Annotated in this window: 7 protein-coding genes; 2 read left to right on the top strand and 5 right to left on the bottom strand. The window is 55.9% G+C overall.

The window, feature by feature from the left end; all coding sequences use genetic code 11:
* On the top strand, positions 1–247 hold a 247-nt coding region (locus B2696_RS02870), incomplete at its 5' end, for a TIGR02391 family protein (RefSeq protein ID WP_286953811.1).
* Positions 248–288: 41 nt separating this feature from the next.
* On the opposite strand, the gene B2696_RS02865 is transcribed toward B2696_RS02870, so the two are convergent.
* The 5 genes from B2696_RS02865 to B2696_RS02845 all read right to left on the bottom strand — a co-directional run bounded on the left by B2696_RS02865 (position 289) and on the right by B2696_RS02845 (position 2,349).
* Positions 289–459 carry a hypothetical protein gene (locus tag B2696_RS02865; protein WP_286953810.1) on the bottom strand — a complete coding sequence of 57 codons (171 nt, stop codon included), beginning with the start codon at positions 457–459 and terminating at the stop codon, positions 289–291.
* A 183-nt stretch (positions 460–642) separates the two neighbouring features.
* A complete protein-coding gene (gene fdxA, locus B2696_RS02860) occupies positions 643–966 on the bottom strand; it encodes a ferredoxin (RefSeq protein WP_286953809.1) in 324 nt (107 codons plus the stop codon).
* Positions 967–1,237: 271 nt separating this feature from the next.
* Positions 1,238–1,573, bottom strand: coding sequence for a cupin domain-containing protein (locus B2696_RS02855; protein ID WP_286953808.1), 336 nt, complete (start codon positions 1,571–1,573; stop codon positions 1,238–1,240).
* Between the two features lie 361 nt (positions 1,574–1,934).
* Positions 1,935–2,003 carry a hexameric tyrosine-coordinated heme protein gene (locus B2696_RS02850; RefSeq protein WP_286953822.1) on the bottom strand — a complete coding sequence of 23 codons (69 nt, stop codon included), beginning with the start codon at positions 2,001–2,003 and terminating at the stop codon, positions 1,935–1,937.
* A gap of 136 nt (positions 2,004–2,139) precedes the next feature.
* Entirely contained in the window at positions 2,140–2,349 is a 210-nt protein-coding gene (locus tag B2696_RS02845) for a hypothetical protein (RefSeq protein ID WP_286953807.1), read from the bottom strand.
* 66 nt (positions 2,350–2,415) lie between these two features.
* Here B2696_RS02845 and B2696_RS02840 point away from each other — a divergent pair, with 66 nt between their 5' ends.
* A complete protein-coding gene (locus B2696_RS02840; RefSeq protein ID WP_286953805.1) occupies positions 2,416–2,649 on the top strand; it encodes a hypothetical protein in 234 nt (77 codons plus the stop codon).
* Positions 2,650–2,660: the final 11 nt, after the last annotated feature.

Genomic DNA, 2,660 nt, shown 5'->3' with positions numbered 1-2,660 from the left:
CCCCAACTTTGCAACAGCACCCCCTGGGCCACGATTCATAAACGATTTCTCCAGCCCGGCAGATGAGGCCGAGCATTTCGGATTCATCCATCTACTCAACGGAATCTACGGACACCTTCGTAACGATCGCGCCCATCGCGCACGTCTGGGATCGGAAGAAAAGGGACAAGATTTTCTCGACGCCATGGCGATGATCTCCTATGCACACCGGGTCATCGACAGGAGTTGGCTGAAGGGCCAAGCCTAAGCTGCGGATGGTCGAATTACCGCCACCCCTAAGGCAATATGTCAGGGGTGGGAGGCGGTGGCGTCCCTGACAGCCGGCCAGTTACGCTTTCTTCTTGACGCTCGTGGGGGCAGCCCCGCGGATTGCTCCTTGTCCTTGTCCGGAACAGAGGCCTCGGCCGCCTGAGTGACCCTTGCGGCAGCCTGCTGCTCATAGACGAACGATTTTGACACGTTCCGTTTTCTACCGAATAAGCGCAGTTTTACAGAGGAAACCTGCATAAAGGCAGAATCATCTGGTGCTGTTGCAAACAGGAATTCCAGATAACTAACTATTTGTTAGCGTGCAGCACAACGCTGGTACCGGATCCGCCGTTTTCGTCGAAAACGCGAGTTTGCAACAGCACCTATCAGGTCCTAGTTCTGGTTCTGTGGCGGCAGCGCCGCGACGAGCTGGGCGTCGAAGTCCTGCGGACCCAGGCTGGCGGCACCGCCTGGCGAACCGAGGTCGTCGAAAAAGGCGGCGTTAGCGCCGGTGTAGTCCACCCACTTGTCTGGGACATCGTCTTCGTAGAAGATGGCCTCAACCGGGCAGACGGGCTCGCAGGCACCGCAGTCGACGCACTCGTCGGGGTGGATGTAGAGCATCCGTTTGCCCTCGTAGATGCAGTCCACGGGACATTCCTCGACGCAGGCTCGATCCAGGACATCAACGCAGGGCTGGGCGATTGTGTAGGTCATCGGATCTCCAATACTACGGATAAAGACGTGGAAAATAGGTTCACTGTCATCCTAGTAGCTCCCCGATCCTTCACCAAGGGGCACATATTTTTGATTATCCCCGCCGCCAGTAGCGGTAAGGATAGTGGAACCGGTCAGCTGGTCACCGTCGCATGCTGGTACAAGCATCAGGGGCAGGAGGCCGGTGATCGAACGGTGCCGGTCCATGGTCTCGCCGCGGAAGACGGACCCTCGGCGGGCTCAAACACCGCAGGGGAAGTCCCTATCTTTCTTATTGCTTCAGTTTGGCAATGGTGATCAAAACAGCGGAGTCCTCGATTGCCTCGAGGCTGTGCCGAGATCGCGGCACGATCAACAGATCACCGCTGCGACCTATCCAGGTCTCATCGCCCGTCGTGAGTTGGACACGCCCTTGTAGGACATAAATCGTGGATTCATCGTGATTGTCGCGCTCTCCGAGCTCGGCACCCTGACGTATCCCGATGACGGTCTGCCGCAGAATTTTTTCGTGCCCGCCGAAGACGGTATCGGCGGCACGAGCACTAGGGGCGATGACGGCCTCTTTAAGTTGCTTGCGGGCGAGGGCCTCGATCGATATTTTGTGCATATAAACAACCTTTCGGAGCCGGTCTGGGAAGCATCGAATGGTGAGGAGACGATGCTTTTGTTCATGCGCCTTCCCTGATGGCCCAAGAAGTTAACGCAGTACGTAAAGAAGTGGACTCTGACGTGTCAGTGGTAGGGATCCTCCGTGGGTGGGCCGATGCGCAGGATAGCGGTCAGCGCTTGGTTTCGGTCACTGACATCGAGATGGGCGGCGATTATTCATGAGGAATGCAAGTTTATTGCAGCATCACGCGACGAGTCAACTACATCCGACCCATTGCGCAAGCTCTTCGATTGCGGTTGATCGTGATGGTCAAAACCAGCGGCCGGTCAGGGATCGCTCTTTGCCACACGTCAGGGACTTAAGCTCGCCAGTAATTGTTGGCGGCGGCGACGGTAGCGAACTCGATGGCGACGACATGGCCGGCCATGGTCAAAAACGCACGGAAAGGTAGACATGATTATCTCAGTAGCAAACCTTAAAGGCGGTCTTATGCGCAGCACTAGCGCCGCCCTTCTGGCGGAGGCATATAGCAGAATGGGAAAAACGTCGCTATCGCGGATATCTCATGGGATGGAGGTGCAGCGCACTGGCTCAAGCTTGCGCGCAAAAACGGCAGCGTTAGCCCCATCGACGTTCGCGAGTTTCCAATTGGCGCGATACTGCAAGAACATGAGATAGCTGAGCTTGGCGACGATATTCGAGCTAATATCCAAAACCTTGAAGAATCTCTTGGCAACGATGGAATCGTCATAGTTGACACCAATGCGCGCCAAGAGCAGACACTGAGGGAGCTAGATAGCATCGTCGACCGTGTCGCAGTACCCTTCGATGGCTCGTCGATGTCTGTTGAACCAACACGTCGAACCCTTGTGGCTATCAATGCGCCGACCATCGTGCTTGGCTGTGGCCCGAGAGTGGATGAACCTATGCATCAAGAAATGTTGAACAAGGTAGGCGTTAAAGCGACCCGCGAAGCGAGCGCTGCCATAGGTTATAGCGAGGATGCTCAGCGCTGCCGTATTCCCGATGATATGCCAGATTATGAAGCGTTGGCCTCAGAGCTAATTCAGTAAACGATGCTCGC

This window comes from Corynebacterium sp. UBA4397, assembly GCF_002390965.1.
In the GTDB taxonomy this organism is placed as follows: domain Bacteria; phylum Actinomycetota; class Actinomycetes; order Mycobacteriales; family Mycobacteriaceae; genus Corynebacterium; species Corynebacterium flavescens.
The sequence above is the reverse complement of the archived record's forward strand: the minus strand, read 5'-3'. Positions and strand labels throughout refer to the sequence as shown.

What these genes read in the sequence shown, in the direction of transcription:
- fdxA (WP_286953809.1), bottom strand. Translation starts at nt 966, where the DNA reads ATGACCTACACAATCGCCCAGCCCTGCGTTGATGTCCTGGATCGAGCC.
- B2696_RS02855 (WP_286953808.1), bottom strand. Translation starts at nt 1,573, where the DNA reads ATGCACAAAATATCGATCGAGGCCCTCGCCCGCAAGCAACTTAAAGAG.
- B2696_RS02840 (WP_286953805.1), top strand. Translation starts at nt 2,416, where the DNA reads ATGTCTGTTGAACCAACACGTCGAACCCTTGTGGCTATCAATGCGCCG.